Consider the following 19,104-nt stretch of genomic DNA (forward strand, 5'->3'; position numbering starts at 1 on the left):
GGGTCGTTAGCTCAGTTGGTAGAGCAGTTGACTTTTAATCAATTGGTCGCAGGTTCGAATCCTGCACGACCCACCAATGTAGAAAGGCGCCCTAAAGGCGCCTTTTTGCTATGCGCGATTCGTGCTGGATGAGACAAAATTGTCGGGAACAATTTTGCATCGCCACTCACGGCGACCCGAAGGGCGAGTCTCAGGATGAGACGAGTGATAACCTGCACGACTTCTGTCAAATTCCTGCCTTTCTCGCCCTAATTTTTATCTCAAGCTCCCACTACGCCTTGCCGATAACTCTTTTTTCATCCCTGAAAGGCGTTCACGATGACCAGCATTTCCATGCCCTCTTCTTCTGCCCCTGGATTACAGACAACCACCAGCACAGCCGCACCGCAGGGCAACGACATCTCATCGCAAATCACGCGTATCACACAGCAAATCACCAAACTGACCCAGCAGCTGAAGACCATTGCTGATGGTCCTGGCGATGCCGATGAAAAGCAAAAACAGGCAGAGATGATTCAGGAGCAAATCACGATGCTCGAAGCCCAACTGGCTCAGCTTCAGCGCCAGCAGGCAGAGAAAGAGCAGGATCAGCAATCGGCAGCAGCACCGGTAACCGGCGTCAATAAACCGTCTGACGAGCATCAGATCGATATTTACGTCTGATACAGCGGATCGTGCGCACGGGCGGCAGTCAGGGCCTGCGCCTGCTGCCCGACTACATCCCAGAGCGCCTGGGCGGCCGTCGAAAGTGAACGGTTCTTGCGCCTTGCCAGCATCAGTTGCCGCTCGACGACGGGCGTCAGACGTTTCACCGTCAGCCTGCTGCCCTGCGGCAGTGGTAAAGCCAGCGCCGGTAAAATACTGATGCCGATCCCCGCTTCCACCATCGGAAAAAGCGTCGCGGGATGTCCAATTTCCTGAACGATGCTGGCGCTAATACTGTGGTTTGCCAGCGCCGCATCAATCAGCGGGCGGCTGCCAGAGGCATAATCCTGCAATACCAGACGCGTCCCCTGCAGCGCCTGCCAGCTCACCTCCGGCTGCCCGGCAAAAGGGTGCTCCTGATGGCACAGCACAAAAAAGGGCTCCGAGAGAATCGACTCACACTGTAAATCGCTGACGGCTCCCGGATCGATCACGATCCCGAAATCAACTTCGCCCTGGCGGATACTTTCCAGCACCCACTGCTGCGGACGGTCGTGGAGGACAAAATCAATCTCCGGATAGCGGCGGTTGCTGGCGGCAATACACTGGGGGATGAGATGCGCCGAAATCGTCTGGCTGGCGGCCACGCGGACCGTACCCGTTAGCTGTTGCCCTACGCGCCCGGCCTCACGCAACGTGCTGCTGAGCTCATCAAGCAGCCGCTCAAGCCTCACCGCCAGCTGCTGCCCGGCCTCGGTCAATAAAACTTCACGGGTCGTACGGTCGAGCAATTTCACGCCTGTCTGCTGCTCCAGCTCTTTTACGCTGTGGCTGACGGCAGACTGGCTAAGGCCAATCATCTCCCCTGCCCGGCTGAAGCTTTTCGCCTTAGCAACGGCAATAAACACCTTTAACTGACGCAGTGAATAATTCATGGGATAAATTCATCAATGGATGCAATAAATCAATTTTATTTCTCAAAGTGAAAAAAGCACAATAGCGGCATCGTATTTTCAGGAGCGTTTATGAAACTTTTCCGCATTCTTGATCCTTTCACGCTGACGCTAATCTGCACCGTTTTGCTCGCCTCGCTGTTTCCCGCTCGCGGCGGCTACGTTCCGTTTTTTGAAGGGCTGACCACCGCAGCCATTGCCCTGCTGTTCTTTATGCATGGAGCCAAGCTGTCTCGCGAAGCCATCATTGCTGGCGGTAGCCACTGGCGGCTCCACCTCTGGGTGATGTGCAGCACCTTCATTCTGTTCCCGGTTTTAGGTGTGCTTTTCGCACGCTGGGCGCCGGTGAATGTCGATCCTGCGTTATACAACGGCTTCCTGTATCTCTGTATTCTGCCCGCCACAGTGCAGTCAGCGATCGCGTTTACCTCCATGGCGGGGGGCAACGTTGCTGCCGCGGTCTGTTCGGCGTCGGCTTCCAGCCTGCTCGGTATTTTTATTTCGCCTCTGCTGGTTGGCCTGTTAATGAATCTTCACGGCGCGGAAGGCAGCCTGGAGCAGGTCGGCAAGATTATGCTTCAGCTGCTGTTGCCGTTCGTGCTGGGGCACTTGTCCCGCCCGTGGACCGCCGCGTGGGTGGCGAAAAATAAGAAATGGATTTCCAAAACCGACCAGACGTCGATTCTGTTAGTGGTTTACTCCGCCTTCAGCGAAGCGGTGGTGAATGGCATCTGGCACAAAGTAGGCGTGGGATCGCTGCTGTTTATCGTGGTGGTGAGCTGCGTGCTGCTGGCAATTGTCATTGCAATCAACGTCCTGGTGGCCCGTAAATGCGGATTCAATAAAGCGGACGAAATTACGATTGTGTTCTGCGGTTCGAAAAAGAGTCTGGCCAACGGCATTCCGATGGCCAACATTCTCTTCCCGACGGCGATGATTGGCATGATGGTGCTGCCATTAATGATTTTCCATCAAATCCAGCTGATGGTCTGCGCCGTGCTGGCCCGGCGCTATAAGCGGCAAACTGAAGCACTGCATGCCAAAAGCACCGCCGGTGAAGCGAAGGCCTAACGACCGCGCTTCAGGGGCTGAACCAGATGCGTCAGCCCCTCTGTTTTAATGAGCAGCGTGATAGCCATCAGCTCGCCGAGCCGCCCGGCAGGAAACTCATCCTTACGGGCGAACCACAGAAGATACTCCTCCGGCAAATCGATCAGCATCCGCCCTTTGTATTTCCCGAAGGGCATCTCCGTGTTGGCTATCTCAATCAGCTGCTCTTTTTCCACGTTACGCTCCCAGCAATCGCAGCATTTCTGCTTCGTCGATCACGTCAATACCCAACTCCTGTGCTTTGGCAAGCTTGGAGCCAGCGGCTTCTCCGGCGATAACCAGATCGGTTTTCTTCGAGACGCTGCCGGCCACTTTCGCGCCCAGCTCCACCAGTCGGGCTTTCGCATCATCACGTGACATCTGACTGAGGCTTCCGGTCAGCACCACGGTTTTACCGGCAAACGGGCTGTCGATTTCTTCGGCATTAACCACTACCGGCGCTGGCCAGTGCACACCTTCGGCTTGCAGTTGCTGAATCACTTTGCGGTTGCTCTCTTCGGCGAAGAAGTTAAACACATGCGTGGCGACCACGATGCCAACATCCGGCACTTTTTGCAGCTCTTCGATGGAAGCATTTTCCAGCGCATCCAGTGCGCCAAAATGGGAGGCCAGGCCAGCCGCTGTAGCCTCGCCAACTTCACGAATGCCCAGCGCATAGAGGAAGCGAACGAAGGTTGTTTCTTTGGCTTTCTCCAGCGCGCTGACGACGTTTTGCGCAGACTTTGGTCCCATACGATCGAGCCCGGTGAGCTTGCCTGCCGTCAGACGGAACAGATCCGCCGGCGTGTCGACATACTCTTTCTCGACCAGCTGATCGATGATTTTGTCGCCCATGCCGTCGACGTCCAGCGCACGGCGGGAAACAAAGTGCTTCAACGCTTCTTTACGCTGTGCGCCGCAAATCAGGCCGCCGGTACAGCGAGTAACCGCCTCGCCTTCCACGCGTTCAACGTCCGAACCACAAACCGGGCAGTGAGCAGGAAACTCTATGGCGCGTGTCTCCTCCGGGCGCTCTGAGAGCACCACGTTCACCACCTGCGGAATAACATCACCGGCACGGCGAATCACCACTTTGTCGCCAATCCGCAGGCCCAGACGCTCAATTTCATCGGCGTTGTGCAGCGTGGCGTTGCTCACCAGCACCCCCGCAACCTGCACAGGCTCCAGACGGGCAACGGGCGTTATCGCCCCGGTGCGCCCCACTTGAAACTCCACGTCGCGTACAAAGGTCATTTGCTCCTGCGCAGGGAACTTGAATGCCACCGCCCAGCGAGGTGCACGGGCCACAAAGCCCAGCTGTTCCTGCAGATCGAGCGAATCAACCTTAATCACCACGCCGTCGATGTCGAACCCCAGCGTCGGGCGGTCCTCTTCAACCTTGTGGTAGTAAGCGAGTACTTCCTCCGGGGAACTGCACAGCTTCACGCGGTTGCTGACGGGCAGGCCCCAGGCTTTGAACTGCTGGAGACGGCCCAGATGGCTGCGCGGCAGCTCACCGCCTTCCAGCACGCCAACGCCATAGCAGAAGAAAGTAAGCGGTCGCTTCGCCGTAATGCGTGGGTCAAGCTGACGCAACGAACCTGCTGCGGCGTTTCGTGGGTTAGCGAACAGCTTGCCACCTGTGCGACGCGCATCGTCATTGATTTTTTCAAAGCCCGCCTGTGGCAGGAAGACTTCACCACGCACTTCCAGACGGGCCGGAATGTTGTCGCCGCGCAGCTTCAACGGAATGGCGCGAATGGTACGCACGTTGGCGGTAATATCTTCGCCGGTTGTACCGTCACCGCGGGTCGCCGCCTGAATCAGTACCCCGTTCTCATACAGAATGCTGACCGCGAGGCCATCAAGCTTCAGTTCGCAGCAGTAAGTCAGCGCATCGGTGCTTTTCAGCCTGTCCTGCACGCGTTTGTTAAAGGCAACGAAGCTCTCTTCATCAAAGACGTTATCCAGCGAGAGCATTGGCACTTCATGACGGATTTGGCTGAACGAAGCCAGCGGCGCCGCGCCCACGCGCTGTGTCGGTGAATCAGGCGTAATGAGTTCGGGGTGTTGCGCCTCAAGCTCACGCAGTTCGCGCATCAGCCGATCGTATTCGGCATCCGGCACTTCCGGTGCATCCATTACGTGATAGAGGTATTCGTGATGGCGAAGCGTGGTTCGCAGGTCTGTCAGCTGTTGTTCGATTGATTGCATATCTCACCATCAATGATAAAAAACCCCCGACAGGCGGGGGTTCAGAAGGGGTTGCGACACACAAGGCTATCAGGCGTTGGCGTCTTTCACTTCGCGGATACGATCCTGATACTCACGCACTTTCTGTGGCGTAATCATGCGGCGCTGGTCATCAAGCACCACGCCACCCACTTCATCTGCGATGTACTGCGCAGACTGGAGCATCAGTTTGAAGTTTTGCAGCTCATCGCCGTAGGACGGCACCTGCATAAAGATGGTGACGCCAGGCGTTTGCATATCGGCCATATTTTCCGGGTCGAAGGTGCCAGGCTTCACCATATTGGCAAGGCTGAACAACGCCGGACCACCGCCGCCAGGATTCAGATGGCGGTGATAGATATTCATGTCGCCAAAGACAAACCCGGACTGCTCTACGCTGTTACGCAGCAGTTCGCCGTTGATAAACGACCCCTGGTGCGCGGCCACGCTCAGCACAATCACCGTCTCTTTGCGTTCGGCTTTTGCAGGCTGAGGCTCTTCTGCGACAACAGGCTTGGCTTCTGGCGCAGGCTGTGGTGCGGCAACAGGCTGCGGCTCGGCAACGACAGGCTGCTGAGGTTGCGCTACAGGTTGCTGAACGGGCTGCTGATACTGTGGTGTCGCAGGCTGCTGTGGCGGCACATGCTGGGGTTCCACAGGCGGCTGAACCGGAGCCTGATGCACAGGCTGCTGACGCACGGGTTGCTCCTGTGGCTGAACGGGCTGACGAGCCGGCTCCTCATGGCGCACAGGCTGTTGTACCTGACGCTCATAGGGCGGCTGGTACTGATGCTGCGGTGCCTGGCGATTGGCATCATGCTCTGCGGCATTCGGGTTCTGGGCAGGATTCACCCGATGAACGCGAACTTCACCCACGCCTTCAGCATCGTCATCGAAACCGTCGTCATCCGACTCATCGTCATGACGTGATTTCATCCGTTTCATCGGGCGATCGCGGAACATCGAGGAACGTTCTTTGCGGCTGGTCCAGAAACCATGAACCAGCAGTGCAATTATGGCGATCGCGCCAACAATGATTAATATCAGACGCAAATCCTGCATCATTATATTCTCTGTTGTTCTAACACCTTGCCACCACGGCAAACATTTACTCACTAAGAGTATTTGCCCATTACGTCAAGTGCAAGTGCGTACCCGGAAATCGGACGATAAAGATGAACTAAATCGTGCTTTTTGCTGTTTTTTCGAACATTTCTGAACTGATTCTTTCCTGACAAGCCGATAGTATACTCGCGCAACCACCAGGATTTTATAAAAGGAGTCTCCCCTGACCATGGTTTCCTCATCTGCACCCCGTAGTGGCGTCTATTACTTTTCACAGGGCTGGAAGCTTATCCGCCTGCCGGGCCTTCGCCGCTATGTTTTTATGCCGCTGCTGGTCAATATCATCCTGATGGGCGGCGCCTTCTGGTGGCTGTTCAGTGAACTGGGCAACTGGATCCCGGCGATGATGAGCCACGTGCCGGACTGGCTGCAGTGGCTCAGCTATCTGCTGTGGCCGATTGCAGTGATTTCGGTGCTGCTGGTATTCGGCTATTTATTCTCTACCATCACCAACTGGATTGCCGCGCCGTTCAGCGGGCTGCTGGCGGAACAGCTTGAAGCACGCCTGACGGGCGCCACACCGCCGGACACCGGCATGCTCGGCATAATGAAAGATGTGCCACGTATAATGAAGCGTGAATGGCAGAAGCTGGCGTGGTATCTCCCTCGCGCGGTGGTGCTGCTGGCGCTCTACTTTATTCCCGGAATTGGCCAGACGGTGGCCCCTGTACTCTGGTTCCTGTTCAGCGCATGGATGATGGCTATCCAGTACTGCGACTATCCTTTCGACAACCATAAAGTGCCGTTCAAAACCATGCGGGAAGCGCTTCGTGCCCGCAAGGTCACCAACATGCAGTTTGGCGCACTGACCAGCCTGTTTACGATGATCCCCATCCTCAATCTGGTCATCCTGCCCGTGGCAATCTGTGGTGCCACGGCGATGTGGGTCGACTGCTATCGCGATAAGCACGCCCTCTGGAAGTGATTGTCTTCTGTATATAAAAGTAAATCTGGGGTGGCATATGCCACCCCTTATTCCATACTGATAACCTTTATTTCACATCAGCATATCGATATGCGAAAACTTTCCTTCCGCATCATGTGCATCCGCGTATGCTGGTGTCGTTTCCCAAATTTCAGACAGTTAAGGACGGGCTATGAGTAAGATTTTTGAAGATAACTCGCTGACAATCGGTCATACGCCGCTGGTTCGACTGAACCGAATCGGTAATGGACGCATCCTCGCGAAGGTGGAATCACGCAACCCGAGCTTCAGCGTCAAATGCCGTATCGGTGCCAACATGATTTGGGATGCCGAAAAACGTGGCGTGCTGAAGCCCGGTGTCGAACTGGTTGAGCCAACCAGCGGCAATACTGGTATCGCCCTCGCCTACGTCGCTGCCGCGCGTGGCTACAAGCTGACGCTGACCATGCCGGAAACCATGAGTATCGAACGCCGTAAGCTCCTGAAAGCGCTGGGTGCGAACCTGGTGCTGACCGAAGGCGCGAAGGGCATGAAAGGTGCCATTCAGAAAGCAGAAGAAATTGTGGCTAGCAATCCGGAAAAATTCCTGCTGCTGCAGCAGTTCAGCAACCCGTCGAACCCGGAAATTCACGAAAAAACCACCGGCCCAGAGATCTGGGAAGACACTGACGGTCAGGTGGATGTGTTTATCGCGGGCGTCGGCACCGGCGGAACCCTGACCGGCGTGTCCCGCTTTATTAAAGGCACCAAAGGCAAAACTGACCTGATTAGCGTTGCGGTTGAACCGACCGATTCCCCGGTTATCACCCAGGCGCTGGCGGGCGAAGAGATCAAGCCTGGCCCTCACAAAATCCAGGGCATCGGGGCCGGTTTCATTCCTGGCAACCTCGACCTGAAGCTTATCGACAAAGTCGTGACCATCACCAATGACGAAGCCATCTCCACCGCACGTCGTCTGATGGAAGAAGAAGGCATCCTGGCCGGGATTTCCTCCGGTGCAGCCGTAGCCGCCGCGCTAAAACTGCAGGAAGATGAAACCTTTACCAACAAGACGATTGTGGTTATCCTTCCTTCTTCGGGTGAACGTTACTTAAGCACCGCATTATTTGCCGATCTCTTCACTGAAAAAGAACTGCAACAGTAATGCCAAATGTAAAAAAGTGACGAAAAAAGCACCCTCCAGGGTGCTTTTTTGTGGCATCCGTCATACTTTTAGCCCACCTGGCATTGCTTCCCCCCGTCGGGTCTGGTATTTAACCATCACATTTATTTTGATGCGCGAAATTATTCAGTTCAGGATTTCCGCTTGCTGAATCGATTTTATGATTTGGTTCAAGTCTTGCTTTCGCTGCATAATGTTTAATGACGAGCTAAACGTCACAGGCCAGAAGTGCCTGCCAGGATTGCGTCAGACCTTCTGCGTCGTTTCGTATCCGCCGGCGCTAATCTATACAGGCTAAAGTGTAGCCGCCAGGCTAGACTTTAGTTCCACAACACTAAACCTATAAGTTGGGGAAATATAATGTTCCAGCAAGAAGTTACCATTACCGCTCCGAACGGTCTGCACACCCGCCCTGCCGCTCAGTTTGTTAAAGAAGCTAAAGGCTTCGCTTCCGAGATCACCGTGACCTCCAACGGCAAAAGCGCCAGCGCTAAAAGCCTGTTCAAACTGCAGACTCTGGGTCTGACTCAGGGCACCGTGGTGACCATTTCTGCAGAAGGCGAAGACGAGCAGAAAGCAGTTGAGCATCTGGTTAAACTGATGGCTGAACTCGAGTAAGTTCACGAGTTCTCTTAAAAATCAGTCACAAGTAAGGTAGGGTTATGATTTCAGGCATTTTAGCATCCCCGGGTATCGCTTTCGGCAAAGCACTGCTGCTGATTGAAGATGAGATTGTCATCGACCGGAAGAAAATTTCTGCCGACAGCGTCGACCAGGAAGTTGAACGCTTTCTGAGTGGTCGTTCTAAGGCGTCCGTTCAGCTGGAAGCTATCAAGACAAAAGCTGGCGAAACGTTCGGCGAAGAAAAAGAAGCCATCTTCGAAGGCCACATTATGTTGCTGGAAGATGAGGAGCTGGAGCAGGAAATCATAGCCCTGATTAAAGATAAACACATGACTGCTGATGCAGCAGCCCATGAGGTTATCGAAGGTCAGGCAACTGCCCTGGAAGAGCTGGATGATGAATACCTGAAAGAGCGTGCGGCTGACGTACGTGACATCGGTAAGCGCCTGCTGCGCAACATCCTCGGCCTCGCCATCATCGATCTGAGCGCCATTCAGGATGAAGTTATCCTGGTCGCCAAAGACCTGACGCCATCTGAAACCGCACAGCTGAACCTGAACAAGGTGCTGGGTTTCATCACCGACATCGGCGGCCGTACCTCCCACACCTCTATCATGGCGCGTTCTCTTGAACTGCCAGCGATCGTGGGCACCGGTAGCGTGACCTCTGAAGTCAAAAACGGCGACTACCTGATCCTCGACGCGGTTAACAACAAAGTTTACGTTAACCCGACCAACGACGAGATCGAAGCCCTGCGTAAGATTCAGACCCAGGTTGCTGAAGAGAAAGCTGAACTGGCAAAACTGAAAGATCTGCCGGCTATCACTCTCGACGGCCATCAGGTTGAAGTCTGTGCCAACATCGGTACCGTACGTGATATCGACGGTGCAGAGCGCAATGGCGCTGAAGGTGTCGGCCTGTATCGTACAGAATTCCTGTTCATGGACCGCGACTCTCTGCCTACAGAAGAAGAGCAGTTTGCCGCGTACAAAGCTGTGGCTGAAGCCTGCGGCTCCCAGGCAGTTATCGTCCGTACCATGGACATCGGTGGCGACAAAGAGCTGCCGTACATGAACTTCCCGAAAGAAGAGAACCCGTTCCTGGGCTGGCGTGCAATCCGTATCGCTATGGATCGTAAAGAGATCCTGCGCGATCAGGTCCGCGCTATCCTGCGTGCATCCGCTTTCGGTAAACTGCGCATCATGTTCCCGATGATCATCTCTGTTGAAGAAGTTCGCGCCCTGCGCAAAGAGATCGAAATCTACAAACAGGAACTGCGTGACGAAGGTAAAGCCTTTGACGAAGCAATCGAAATCGGCGTGATGGTGGAAACCCCAGCCGCGGCGACCATTGCCCGTCATCTGGCGAAAGAAGTTGATTTCTTTAGTATCGGTACCAATGATTTAACGCAGTACACCCTGGCAGTTGACCGTGGTAATGATATGATTTCGCATCTCTACCAGCCAATGTCGCCGTCCGTCCTGACGCTTATCAAGCAAGTTATTGATGCTTCTCATGCTGAAGGTAAGTGGACTGGCATGTGTGGTGAGCTTGCAGGCGATGAACGTGCTACACTTCTGTTGCTGGGTATGGGTCTGGACGAATTCTCTATGAGCGCCATTTCCATCCCGCGCATTAAGAAGATTATCCGTAACACGAACTTCGAAGATGCGAAGGTATTAGCAGAGCAGGCTCTTGCTCAACCGACAACGGACGAGTTAATGACGCTGGTTAACAAGTTCATTGAAGAAAAAACAATCTGCTAATCCACGAGATGCGGCCCAAATTACTGCTTAGGAGAAGATCATGGGTTTGTTCGATAAACTGAAATCTCTGGTTTCTGATGATAAGAAAGACACCGGAACTATTGAGATTGTTGCTCCGCTGTCTGGCGAAATCGTCAACATCGAAGACGTGCCGGATGTAGTTTTTGCTGAGAAAATCGTGGGCGATGGCATTGCTATCAAACCGACCGGCAACAAAATGGTTGCGCCGGTTGACGGTACCATCGGTAAAATCTTTGAAACCAACCACGCGTTCTCTATCGAGTCCGACAGTGGTATTGAGCTGTTCGTTCACTTCGGTATCGACACCGTTGAACTGAAAGGCGAAGGTTTCAAACGTATTGCAGAAGAAGGCCAGCGCGTTAAAGTTGGCGACCCGGTGATCGAGTTCGATCTGCCACTGCTGGAAGAGAAAGCCAAGTCTACCCTGACCCCGGTTGTTATCTCCAACATGGACGAGATCAAAGAGCTGATCAAACTGTCCGGTAGCGTGACCGTTGGTGAAACCCCGGTTATCCGCATCAAAAAATAATTGATGCCGCATGAATAGAAAAATGGCGCCTTCGGGCGCCATTTTCGTTTCTGCATATTGTGATTAGCGCGGCGGCAAAATCAGCTCGTCATAGCCTTTTTCCAGCGTGTAATCCATCACCTCAACGACGCGACTTCCGGCTGCATGCACGGCCTCCTGCAAGGTTTTTCCCTGCACAACACGGCTTATTAGCTCCGAGCAGAACAGATCGCCTGTTCCTTTTAAATCAGTTGCTACGCGCGGCCAGCCGCTGATATCCACGCTCTCTTCAGTAACCAGTACTACGTGAATATCGTTGTCATCGGGAACCGGGGCACTGGTGATCGCCACCCATTTCAGGGTGTCAGAAAGCAGCCCTTTTGCAGCGGCAATGGCTTCATCCAACGTATCGCACGGCTTGCCGCTTAACACGCCAAGCTCGAAGACGTTTGGCGTAATCCCCTGTGCCAGCGGCAGCAGATGCTCGCAGTATGCAGCCGGAATTTCAGGCTTCACGTACACGCCGCTGTCGGTATCACCGATGACCGGGTCGACGAGAATCATTATCTGCGGATGCTTTTCGCGAATGGCCTTCAACCATTCGGCCAGGATAGCGATCTGGCTGGCGCTCCCCATATAGCCCGTTGTCACGGCTTTCAGCTCACGCAGCGCATCGCGCTCTTCCAGCGCCCGCAGATAACCGCTGAACCACTCATCGGGGATCACCCCGCCGTAGAAGGTGTCGTAATGCGGCGTGTTGCTGAACAGGACCGTCGGCACTGCCAGCACGTTCAGATGATGCTGCTTAATATTCGGCACCGCCACGCTGTTGCCGACGCTGCCATATACAACCTGAGACTGCACGGCCACAATGTCAGCCTGCTGCGCCCGGGTTTTATCCCGAAAAAGAATCATATCCATGCCAGTTAAATTCCCGCTCCCTGATTGTAACTCTCTTCACCAAATACGCCGGTCGACAGATAACGATCGCCACGATCGCAGATGATGGCGACCACAACCGCACCTGGATTGGCCTTCGCCACCCGCAGCGCACCCGCGACAGCACCACCGGAACTCACGCCGCAGAAAATGCCTTCCCGCACCGCCAGTTCGCGCATGGTATTTTCCGCATCGCGCTGATGAATATCCATGACCTCATCCACCAGAGTGGCATTATAAATTCCGGGCATATATTCCGCAGGCCAGCGGCGAATCCCCGGAATGCTGCTGCCCTCTTCCGGCTGCAGCCCGACGATGGTCACCGGTTTGTCCTGTTCGCGAAGAAAACGAGAAACGCCGGTGATGGTGCCCGTTGTCCCCATGCTGGAAACGAAATGCGTGATTCGCTGCGAGGTTTGCTGCCAGATTTCCGGCCCGGTGGTGGTGTAGTGTGCGTAGGGGTTATCAGGGTTGTTAAACTGATCGAGGAGCTTGCCTTCGCCGCGCTTAGCCATCTCAAGCGCCAGATCGCGTGCGCCCTCCATGCCCTGCTCTTTGCTGACGAGTATCAGTTCAGCGCCGTAGGCTCGCATTGCGGCTCTGCGCTCCTGACTCATGTTGTCAGGCATCAGCAGCTTCATACGATAGCCTTTCAGCGCCGCGATCATCGCCAGCGCAATGCCGGTATTGCCGCTGGTCGCCTCAATCAGCACGTCGCCAGGCTTAATTTCACCACGTATTTCCGCCTGGACAATCATGGAAAGCGCAGCACGATCTTTGACGGAACCTGCGGGGTTGTTGCCCTCAAGCTTGACCCAGATTTCACTGCCGTTATCGGGCATCAGGCGCTGGAGTTTGACCAGAGGCGTATTGCCGATGGTGTGTTCGAGTGTTGTCACTTCTGCATTCCAATAAAAAAGCCCGGTGGCGCTGTGCTTACCGGGCCTACAAAACCATGCATTTTCTTGTAGGCCGGGTAAGCAGATCGCCACCCGGCAACATCAGGATGCCATAAACCTATCAGGCAGATTCAGCCAGAGCAAGCTCCTCGCGGTTTTCAATCCGATCTTTGCCGTCATAAAGGCGAGCATGCTGCAGGCCAACGAACAGGCGATCGCCGCGCTGTGGGGCGTCATCGCCCTGCATGACAACGGTCAGCGTTTCGTCATACCAGCCGAGCGGCTGCACAACGAGCTGCGTGTAGTGGCCTTTCGGACTAGCTTCCAGCACTTGTACCGGCAATGGCGAGTCGAGGCTGGTACGGCGGCTCACGTCCACTTCCCAGGGGCGGAGGAACAGATCAACCGGCCCCTGATAAGCAGGCGTGTAGCCAAGCGGCCAGCGGTGCGCGCCAACGTGGAACTGCCCGCCGCGGACGGTGCCTTTCAGGCGGTTCACTTCGCCCATAAACTCCAGCACGAAGCGGGTTGCAGGTTCGCGCCAGACCTGTTCCGGGGCATCTACCTGTTCGATATTGCCCTGGCTCATCACCACCACGCGGTCGGCAACTTCCATCGCCTCTTCCTGATCGTGGGTCACGAACACACTGGTGAATTTCAGCTCTTCGTGAAGCTGACGCAGCCAGCGGCGCAGTTCTTTACGCACCTGGGCATCCAGCGCGCCGAACGGCTCATCCAGCAGCAGAATTTGTGGCTCGACGGCCAGGGCGCGTGCCAGCGCCACGCGCTGTTTCTGCCCGCCGGAAAGCTGAGCAGGAAAACGATCCGCCAGATGCGCCAGCTGAACCATTTCCAGTAATTGGGTCACTTTCGCTTTGATTTGCGCCGCATTCGGGCGCTCACGCCGCGGCAGCACCGTCAGGCCGAACGCAATGTTGTCGAACACCGTCATGTGGCGGAACAGCGCGTAGTGCTGGAACACAAAGCCGACTTTGCGATCGCGGGCATGCAGGCGGCTGACGTCGGTGCCGTGGAAGCGAATTTGCCCGCTGGTCTGATGCTCCAGCCCGGCAATAATGCGCAGCAGCGTGGTTTTGCCGGATCCGGAAGGCCCGAGCAGCGCCACCATCTGGCCGGACGGAATGTCCAGAGAGATATCATTCAGCACCTGGGTGCGACCAAACGACTTCTTAATGCTGGCAATTTCAATGCTCATGATGCTTCTCCTGATGCGCGCGTTTTTCCTGATTTTCCAGGCGCCACTGCACCACACTCTTCAAAAACAGGGTCAAAATAGCCATTAACGTCAGCAGGGCCGCGGCGGTAAAGGAACCGACCGTGTTGTAATCCTGCTCGAGTAATTCAATCTGCAACGGCAGCGACAGCGTTTCACCGCGAATCGAGCCGGACACCACCGAAACCGCACCAAACTCACCAATCGCGCGGGCGTTAGTCAGCACCACGCCGTACAGCAGCGCCCAGCGAATGTTCGGCAAAGTCACCCGGCGGAACATCTGCCAGCCGGACGCGCCAAGCAGAATAGCCGCTTCATCTTCATTGCTGCCCTGACTCAGCATCACCGGCACCAGTTCACGCACCACGAACGGACAGGTGACGAAAATCGTCGCCAGCACCATGCCCGGCCAGGCAAACATAACCTGAAGATTGTGCTCATCCAGCCAGCCACCGAGCGGACCATTCGAGCCGTAGAACAGCAGATACACCAGCCCCGCCACCACGGGCGAAACCGCAAAAGGAATATCCAGCAGCGTCAGCAGCAGCTGACGGCCGGGGAAGTTAAAGCGCGTCACCAGCCAGGCCAGCAGCGTGCCGAACACCAGGTTCACCGGCACGGTGATCAACGCAATCATCACCGTCAGCCAGATGGCGTGCAGCATGTCCGGGTCGGCCAGGTTTTGCAGCACCGGCATCAGCCCTTTGCTGAACGCCTGCACGAAGATATAAATCATCGGCACCAGCAGAATAAAGGCCGAAACCAGCAGCCCGGTACCAATCAGAAACCATTTTCCCCAGTTGATGCGGGGCGCGTCATAGCGTTTCAATTGCGTAACTTCCGCCATTAGTGACCTACCACACGTCGACCAAAGCGACTTTGCAGGGTGTTGATGGAAAACAGCAGCAGCAGCGATGCCGCCAGAATGACCGACGCAATCGCGCTCGCCGCCGGATAGTCAAACTCCTGCAAACGCACGAAAATCATCAGCGAGGTCACTTCCGTTTTCCAGGCGATGTTGCCGGCGATAAAAATCACCGCGCCGAACTCGCCGAGACTGCGAGTGAACGACAGCGCAATCCCCGCCAGCAGCGCAGGAGAAAGCTCCGGCAGCACTACTTTGCGGAAGCTCTGAATACGCGTGGCACCGAGCGTTTCCGCCGCTTCTTCATATTCCGGCCCCAGCTCTTCCAGCACAGGCTGAACAGTTCGCACCACGAACGGAATGCTGGTGAAGGCCATCGCCACGGCGATACCAAGCCAGGTGTAAGTCACTTTGATATCAAACTTCGCCAGCCATTCACCGTAGAAGCCGTTCACGGAAAACAGCGAGGCGAGCGTCAGGCCCGCTACCGCCGTCGGCAGCGCGAAGGGTAAATCCATCAGCGCGTCGAGCAATGTGCGGCCCGGGAAGCGGTAGCGCGTCAGGATCCACGCCATCAGCAAACCGAACACGCCGTTAAAGATGGATGCCACAAACGCCGACAGCAGCGTGACTTTGTAGGCCGCAACCACCTGAGGATTGGTGATAACCTCCCAGTACTGCGCCCAGCTCATCTGCGCCAGCTGCATCACCAGCGCGCTAAGCGGCAGCAGCAGAATCAGGCACACAAACAGCAGGCTGGTGCCGAGACTGAGGGTAAAACCCGGCAGCACGCGCCGGGAAGCCGCCGCAAACATTACTTATGCCCCGCCGCTAACAGCTTATCCAGCTCGCCGCCGCTGGCGAAATGCGTCTTCATAGCCTGCGGCCAGGAACCAAACTGATCTTCCACGCGGAACAGATCGGTCTGCGGGAATTTGTCTTTCAGCTTATCCATCACTTCCGGGTTGTTCACGCGGTAGTAGTAATCGGTGATGACGGTTTGCGCCTGTGGGCTGTAGAGCCAGGTCAGGTAGGCCTTAGCGGCTTTTTCCGTGCCGTTGGCTTTTACGTTTTTGTCCACCCATGTCACCGGGAACTCCGCGAGGATGTTCGTTTTCGGGACCACCACTTCGAAGCCCTGGTCAGCATACTGTTTACGAATGTTGTTCACTTCGGATTCAAAGGTGATCAGCACATCGCCGAGTCCACGTTCAACGAAGGTGGTGGTTGCGCCGCGGCCGCCGGTGTCGAACACCTGCACGTTTTTCAGGAACTGCGTCATGAATTGCTGGGTTTTAGCGTTATCGTTGCCGTCGGCTTTGGCGGCTGCGCCCCAGGCGGCGAGATAGGTGTAACGCCCGTTACCGGAGGTTTTTGGATTCGGGAAAATCAGCTGTACGTCTGTGCGAACCAGATCGTTCCAGTCATGAATATTCTTCGGGTTGCCTTTGCGCACCAGGAACGCCATGGTCGAATAGAACGGCGAGCTGTTATTCGGCAGACGGCTCTGCCAGTCGGCCGGGATCAGGTTGCCTTTGTCATGCAGGATTTGCACGTCGGTCACCTGATTGTAGGTCACCACGTCCGCCTTCAGGCCCTGCAAAATCGCCAGCGCCTGTTTGGAGGAACCGGCGTGGGACTGTTTGATCGTCAGCTTATCGCCACCGTTCTCTTTCGCCCACTGCTGTTCAAACGACGGATTCAGGGCAGCAAACAGCTCGCGGGAAACGTCGTAGGAGCTGTTCAGGAGTTCAGTTGCCTGAACCTGCGTCGCCAGCAGCAAAGCGCCCAGCGCCAGCGTTCCTTTTTTCAGTGATGTAACGACCATTGCGCACCCTTATCAAAATAATGACTATCTTATGGTCATCATATTTATAACAAGGATGAAACCAGTAACGGTTTTATATACCGTTTGGTGATTTGCAAGTTGAAAACAGAATAAGGGGTGATCCGGCGCCGATTTGGTACACTCGACAAAAATACAATGAGGATGAAACGATGCGTCAGAGGACGATTGTCTGCCCGATTATTCAGAACAACGGTGAGTATCTGCTGTGCAAAATGGCCGACGACAGAGGTGTTTTCCCCGGCCAGTGGGCTATCTCCGGCGGCGGAATGGAGCCCGGTGAAACCATGGAGCAGGCACTGCTGCGCGAGATTGGCGAGGAGCTGGGGGATAAACTGGAAATCAGCCAAATCACTCCGTGGCACTTCCGTGACGACACGCGTATCAAAACCTACGCCGACGGCACCAAGGAAGAGATTTACATGATTTACCTGATGTTTGACTGCATCAGCGCCAACCGTGAAGTGACCTTTAACGAAGAGTTTCAGGAGATTGCGTGGGTCCGCCCGGAGAAGCTTGGGGAATACGATTTGAACGTGGCCACGCGCCAGACGTTCATTGATAAAGGCTTATTGTAGCGAAACACAGGCCCGGCAAGCATTATCGCCACCGGGCACTTCGTCACTTACAGCGCCAGCAGCTTATCGAGAGAAGGCGCGAAGTAGTAACCGCCGGTCACCGGTTTGGTGAAACGGAGCATCGCATCGCGCTTGCCGTCGGTATCGCCAAACATGCTGAGCAGCTGCTGCTCAATGTTGTACAGGCGCGCGCAGTAGGCACAGAAGTACAGGCCGTGCGTGCCGCTGGCGGTGCCATACGGCAGGCTCTGACGCACAATCTTCAGCCCTTTGCCGTTCTCTTTCAGGTCGACGCGCGACAGGTGTGAAGTCTCCGGACGATCGTCGCCGTCGATCTCTTCGTTGGCTTCCTTGGTGCGGCCAATCATCATTTCCTGATCGGGAATGCTCATGCGGTTCAGCTGCTTGAGGTTGTGCTCCCAACGCTGAACGAACACGTAGCTGCCGCCCGCATCCACGCCGTCAGCAATCACCGCCACATCACGACGCGTCTCTTCGCCAGCCGGGTTTTCGGTGCCGTCCACGAAACCGCTGAGGTCGCGCTCTTCCACCCAACGGAAGCCGTGGATCTCTTCTTTCACTTCGATAGCGCCGCCGAAGGCTTCCATGGCCGCCTGAGCAACGGAGAAGTTCACGTCATGACGCAGGGAGAGAATGTGGATCAGCACATCGTACTGCGTGGCAGGCGCAAGGCCTTTGCCGTAAGGGGTGAAATCTTTCAGCTCTTCGGCACCCACGCCGCCGCTGAGGCTGCGCCAGGTATCGTGCCCAAATGCCACCACCGCGCCGAGGTGCGCGTCAGGGAATTTGGCCTCAAAGGTGGCCAGCTTATCGGCAAACGCTTTGCTGCACTCACGCAGGGCGTCGACGTCCCCTTTCACATTGGCTTCAATCCAAATCGCCGCACGGCAATGTTCCGGCAAAATGCCGCTCTGAACCTGAGACATCGCTGCTTCTCCTGAAAAACAAATAAAAGATGCCACGACTCCGTGGCATTGACTGATGGCTCGTATTATACCCGTTTTTTAATCAGGGCAGCTTGTCCGGGCGCAAATTAGCGGCGCCAGATAATTTTGCTGACTTTCCAGTTTTTCAGGGAGTCGTCCGGCGGCATCAGCTCCTGCGGCCCGGCCCATTCGCCGCTGAACAAGTAGCTGATATGCTGGCTCTCTTTGGCTTTACACTCCACGCCTGCGCTGTCATCGCCGGTGGCTTTTACGCAGTTGCCGTACGCTTTGCTGTACAGTTCGCTAAAGCGCGTGCCGATTTTGCCGCCGTCCGCCACGGCAATATCGCTGTCCATGACGTCGATTCGGCTAACGCTTCCCGCCTCGCCGTTCACCAACAGCGCGACCTTGTCATCTTTCAGGGCTTCGAAATATTTGACGATATTGCCCTTGTCCGTCTTCATGCCAGTCCGCAGACGGTAATCGCCGTCGAGCGCAACGCTGATGGCTTTTTCGTCCATCGGCGTGGAAGCGGTCAGGTCACCCACGCCCTGCTCGGTGACTTCCGTTGAGGAACCAAACCAGTTCCACGGCAGCGCAGATGACCAGTGTACCGAACTGAAGCCAGAGCTGACGGTTGCGCAGCCCGTTAACGCCAGAGGCAGAGCGCAGAGTAATAAACGCATTGATTTCATTTCAGGGTCCTTTCTATGTCAACACAACGCCAGTTGGAGTCCGGAACGGCA

Annotated in this window: 20 protein-coding genes and 1 tRNA gene; 9 read left to right on the forward strand and 12 right to left on the reverse strand. The window is 55.5% G+C overall.

Annotated elements, in window-relative coordinates; translation table 11 throughout:
* Both CRO87_RS11975 and CRO87_RS11980 read left to right on the forward strand, forming a co-directional pair.
* Positions 1 to 76, forward strand: a tRNA-Lys gene (locus tag CRO87_RS11975).
* A gap of 242 nt (positions 77 to 318) precedes the next feature.
* Positions 319 to 663 carry a FlxA-like family protein gene (locus CRO87_RS11980; protein ID WP_097163176.1) on the forward strand — a complete coding sequence of 115 codons (345 nt, stop codon included), beginning with the start codon at positions 319 to 321 and terminating at the stop codon, positions 661 to 663.
* Here the strand turns inward: CRO87_RS11980 and CRO87_RS11985 are convergent.
* The gene (locus tag CRO87_RS11985; protein ID WP_097163177.1) at positions 654 to 1,580 is read right to left on the reverse strand and encodes a LysR family transcriptional regulator; all 927 of its coding nucleotides are present in this window, start codon (positions 1,578 to 1,580) and stop codon (positions 654 to 656) included. The two genes, CRO87_RS11980 and CRO87_RS11985, sit on opposite strands and share 10 nt — an antisense overlap.
* A gap of 90 nt (positions 1,581 to 1,670) precedes the next feature.
* On the opposite strand from CRO87_RS11985, the gene CRO87_RS11990 reads away from it, so the two are divergent.
* Positions 1,671 to 2,669: a bile acid:sodium symporter family protein gene (locus CRO87_RS11990; protein WP_097163178.1), complete on the forward strand. Its 999-nt coding sequence runs from the start codon at positions 1,671 to 1,673 to the stop codon at positions 2,667 to 2,669.
* Here CRO87_RS11990 and CRO87_RS11995 read toward each other — a convergent pair.
* The 3 genes from CRO87_RS11995 to zipA all read right to left on the reverse strand — a co-directional run bounded on the left by CRO87_RS11995 (position 2,666) and on the right by zipA (position 5,984).
* Entirely contained in the window at positions 2,666 to 2,884 is a 219-nt protein-coding gene (locus CRO87_RS11995; protein ID WP_097163179.1) for a DUF3820 family protein, read from the reverse strand. The genes CRO87_RS11990 and CRO87_RS11995 overlap by 4 nt on opposite strands.
* A 1-nt stretch (position 2,885) precedes the next feature.
* Entirely contained in the window at positions 2,886 to 4,901 is a 2,016-nt protein-coding gene (gene ligA / locus CRO87_RS12000; protein ID WP_097163180.1) for an NAD-dependent DNA ligase LigA, read from the reverse strand.
* A 69-nt stretch (positions 4,902 to 4,970) separates the two neighbouring features.
* Positions 4,971 to 5,984, reverse strand: coding sequence for a cell division protein ZipA (gene zipA, locus CRO87_RS12005; RefSeq protein WP_176504305.1), 1,014 nt, complete (start codon positions 5,982 to 5,984; stop codon positions 4,971 to 4,973).
* 229 nt (positions 5,985 to 6,213) lie between these two features.
* Between zipA and cysZ the strand changes: the two genes are divergently transcribed.
* The 5 genes from cysZ to crr all read left to right on the forward strand — a co-directional run bounded on the left by cysZ (position 6,214) and on the right by crr (position 11,071).
* Positions 6,214 to 6,969, forward strand: a complete 756-nt coding sequence (cysZ, locus tag CRO87_RS12015) for a sulfate transporter CysZ (RefSeq protein WP_097163182.1) — start codon at positions 6,214 to 6,216, stop codon at positions 6,967 to 6,969.
* A 172-nt stretch (positions 6,970 to 7,141) separates the two neighbouring features.
* Complete coding sequence (cysK, locus tag CRO87_RS12025; protein ID WP_097163184.1) at positions 7,142 to 8,113, forward strand: cysteine synthase A; 972 nt, start codon at positions 7,142 to 7,144, stop codon at positions 8,111 to 8,113.
* A 378-nt stretch (positions 8,114 to 8,491) separates the two neighbouring features.
* The gene (gene ptsH / locus CRO87_RS12030) at positions 8,492 to 8,749 is read left to right on the forward strand and encodes a phosphocarrier protein Hpr (protein WP_004960145.1); all 258 of its coding nucleotides are present in this window, start codon (positions 8,492 to 8,494) and stop codon (positions 8,747 to 8,749) included.
* Between the two features lie 44 nt (positions 8,750 to 8,793).
* Positions 8,794 to 10,521 carry a phosphoenolpyruvate-protein phosphotransferase PtsI gene (ptsI, locus tag CRO87_RS12035; protein WP_097163185.1) on the forward strand — a complete coding sequence of 576 codons (1,728 nt, stop codon included), beginning with the start codon at positions 8,794 to 8,796 and terminating at the stop codon, positions 10,519 to 10,521.
* Positions 10,522 to 10,561: 40 nt separating this feature from the next.
* Positions 10,562 to 11,071, forward strand: a complete 510-nt coding sequence (crr, locus tag CRO87_RS12040) for a PTS glucose transporter subunit IIA (protein ID WP_000522253.1) — start codon at positions 10,562 to 10,564, stop codon at positions 11,069 to 11,071.
* A 63-nt stretch (positions 11,072 to 11,134) separates the two neighbouring features.
* Here the strand turns inward: crr and pdxK are convergent, their stop codons facing one another.
* From pdxK to cysP, 6 genes are all read right to left on the reverse strand, one after another.
* A complete protein-coding gene (pdxK, locus tag CRO87_RS12045) occupies positions 11,135 to 11,971 on the reverse strand; it encodes a pyridoxine/pyridoxal/pyridoxamine kinase (RefSeq protein ID WP_097163186.1) in 837 nt (278 codons plus the stop codon).
* 5 nt (positions 11,972 to 11,976) lie between these two features.
* Positions 11,977 to 12,888: a cysteine synthase CysM gene (gene cysM / locus CRO87_RS12050; RefSeq protein ID WP_097163187.1), complete on the reverse strand. Its 912-nt coding sequence runs from the start codon at positions 12,886 to 12,888 to the stop codon at positions 11,977 to 11,979.
* Between the two features lie 121 nt (positions 12,889 to 13,009).
* Positions 13,010 to 14,104 (reverse strand): sulfate/thiosulfate ABC transporter ATP-binding protein CysA, encoded by a 1,095-nt coding sequence (gene cysA / locus CRO87_RS12055; protein WP_097163188.1) that lies wholly within the window; start codon positions 14,102 to 14,104, stop codon positions 13,010 to 13,012.
* Entirely contained in the window at positions 14,094 to 14,969 is an 876-nt protein-coding gene (gene cysW / locus CRO87_RS12060) for a sulfate/thiosulfate ABC transporter permease CysW (RefSeq protein ID WP_097163189.1), read from the reverse strand. Before cysW ends, cysA begins: the two co-directional genes overlap by 11 nt.
* Positions 14,969 to 15,802, reverse strand: a complete 834-nt coding sequence (gene cysT, locus CRO87_RS12065; protein WP_097163190.1) for a sulfate/thiosulfate ABC transporter permease CysT — start codon at positions 15,800 to 15,802, stop codon at positions 14,969 to 14,971. The genes cysW and cysT overlap by 1 nt, the downstream gene beginning before the upstream one ends.
* Entirely contained in the window at positions 15,802 to 16,815 is a 1,014-nt protein-coding gene (gene cysP / locus CRO87_RS12070) for a thiosulfate ABC transporter substrate-binding protein CysP (protein WP_097163191.1), read from the reverse strand. The genes cysT and cysP overlap by 1 nt, the downstream gene beginning before the upstream one ends.
* Before the next feature lie 170 nt (positions 16,816 to 16,985).
* Here cysP and nudI point away from each other — a divergent pair, with 170 nt between their 5' ends.
* Positions 16,986 to 17,411 (forward strand): nucleoside triphosphatase NudI, encoded by a 426-nt coding sequence (nudI, locus tag CRO87_RS12075; RefSeq protein WP_097163192.1) that lies wholly within the window; start codon positions 16,986 to 16,988, stop codon positions 17,409 to 17,411.
* Positions 17,412 to 17,458: 47 nt separating this feature from the next.
* Here the strand turns inward: nudI and CRO87_RS12080 are convergent, their stop codons facing one another.
* Positions 17,459 to 18,358 (reverse strand): Dyp-type peroxidase, encoded by a 900-nt coding sequence (locus CRO87_RS12080; RefSeq protein ID WP_097163193.1) that lies wholly within the window; start codon positions 18,356 to 18,358, stop codon positions 17,459 to 17,461.
* Between the two features lie 107 nt (positions 18,359 to 18,465).
* Positions 18,466 to 19,053, reverse strand: a complete 588-nt coding sequence (locus CRO87_RS12085; protein ID WP_097163194.1) for an RpoE-regulated lipoprotein — start codon at positions 19,051 to 19,053, stop codon at positions 18,466 to 18,468.
* Between the last annotated feature and the right edge of the window lie 51 nt (positions 19,054 to 19,104).

Origin of the sequence: Enterobacter sp. CC120223-11, from assembly GCF_900215375.1 — a bacterium.
In the GTDB taxonomy this organism is placed as follows: domain Bacteria; phylum Pseudomonadota; class Gammaproteobacteria; order Enterobacterales; family Enterobacteriaceae; genus Scandinavium.

Coding starts and splice junctions, on each gene's coding strand:
- CRO87_RS12080 (WP_097163193.1), bottom strand. CDS start 18,358: ATGTCTCAGGTTCAGAGCGGCATTTTGCCGGAACATTGCCGTGCGGCG.
- nudI (WP_097163192.1), top strand. CDS start 16,986: ATGCGTCAGAGGACGATTGTCTGCCCGATTATTCAGAACAACGGTGAG.
- ptsH (WP_004960145.1), top strand. CDS start 8,492: ATGTTCCAGCAAGAAGTTACCATTACCGCTCCGAACGGTCTGCACACC.
- CRO87_RS11980 (WP_097163176.1), top strand. CDS start 319: ATGACCAGCATTTCCATGCCCTCTTCTTCTGCCCCTGGATTACAGACA.
- crr (WP_000522253.1), top strand. CDS start 10,562: ATGGGTTTGTTCGATAAACTGAAATCTCTGGTTTCTGATGATAAGAAA.
- cysA (WP_097163188.1), bottom strand. CDS start 14,104: ATGAGCATTGAAATTGCCAGCATTAAGAAGTCGTTTGGTCGCACCCAG.
- pdxK (WP_097163186.1), bottom strand. CDS start 11,971: ATGGATATGATTCTTTTTCGGGATAAAACCCGGGCGCAGCAGGCTGAC.
- ptsI (WP_097163185.1), top strand. CDS start 8,794: ATGATTTCAGGCATTTTAGCATCCCCGGGTATCGCTTTCGGCAAAGCA.
- zipA (WP_176504305.1), bottom strand. CDS start 5,984: ATGATGCAGGATTTGCGTCTGATATTAATCATTGTTGGCGCGATCGCC.
- cysP (WP_097163191.1), bottom strand. CDS start 16,815: ATGGTCGTTACATCACTGAAAAAAGGAACGCTGGCGCTGGGCGCTTTG.
- cysZ (WP_097163182.1), top strand. CDS start 6,214: ATGGTTTCCTCATCTGCACCCCGTAGTGGCGTCTATTACTTTTCACAG.
- CRO87_RS11990 (WP_097163178.1), top strand. CDS start 1,671: ATGAAACTTTTCCGCATTCTTGATCCTTTCACGCTGACGCTAATCTGC.
- cysK (WP_097163184.1), top strand. CDS start 7,142: ATGAGTAAGATTTTTGAAGATAACTCGCTGACAATCGGTCATACGCCG.
- CRO87_RS12085 (WP_097163194.1), bottom strand. CDS start 19,053: ATGAAATCAATGCGTTTATTACTCTGCGCTCTGCCTCTGGCGTTAACG.
- cysT (WP_097163190.1), bottom strand. CDS start 15,802: ATGTTTGCGGCGGCTTCCCGGCGCGTGCTGCCGGGTTTTACCCTCAGT.
- cysW (WP_097163189.1), bottom strand. CDS start 14,969: ATGGCGGAAGTTACGCAATTGAAACGCTATGACGCGCCCCGCATCAAC.
- ligA (WP_097163180.1), bottom strand. CDS start 4,901: ATGCAATCAATCGAACAACAGCTGACAGACCTGCGAACCACGCTTCGC.
- CRO87_RS11985 (WP_097163177.1), bottom strand. CDS start 1,580: ATGAATTATTCACTGCGTCAGTTAAAGGTGTTTATTGCCGTTGCTAAG.